Source organism: Paraburkholderia sp. BCC1876 (assembly GCF_902833695.1).
Taxonomy (GTDB): Bacteria; Pseudomonadota; Gammaproteobacteria; order Burkholderiales; family Burkholderiaceae; genus Paraburkholderia.
Map to the genome: position 1 here is coordinate 1 of NZ_CADFGI010000069.1, position 489 is coordinate 489.

At 68.5% G+C, this 489-nt stretch carries 1 protein-coding gene; it reads left to right on the plus strand.

Annotation, left to right across the window (positions count from 1 at the left end; translation table 11 throughout):
- Positions 1-155: 155 nt before the first annotated feature.
- Positions 156-489 (plus strand): 2-C-methyl-D-erythritol 4-phosphate cytidylyltransferase (locus HWY05_RS37800; RefSeq protein WP_176061496.1); only part of this gene is annotated, 334 nt, incomplete at its 3' end.

The following is a 489-nucleotide window of genomic DNA, read 5'->3' on the forward strand; positions in this document are numbered from 1 at the left end:
CGAGTGCGACGGGGGACGACGGGGTGCTGGCGTTTTCTGGCATGGACGAGGCTGGAATGGCGTGCGCCGGGGCGCGGCGAGCGGCACGGCGGCCGAGGCGAAAGACCTATTATAAAATCCGTGCTTCGATTTCCCTATTACCGGCGTTCGCTCTTGTGACTCGCCGACTTTTCGCCCTGATTCCCTGCGCCGGCACCGGCAGCCGCTCCGGCTCGGCGCTGCCCAAGCAGTACCGCACGCTCGCCGGTCGCGCGCTGCTGCACTATACGCTGGCCGCCTTCGATGCGCTCAGCGAGTTCGCGCAGACCCTGGTGGTGATCTCTCCCGACGACCCGCACTTCGATGCGCGTCGCTTTTCCGGCCTGCGCTTCGCGGTCAGCCGCTGCGGCGGCGCCTCGCGACAGGCCTCGGTGCTCACCGGGCTGATGCAACTCGTCGAATTCGGCGCGACCGACGCGGACTGGGTGCTGGTGCACGACGCGGCTCGCC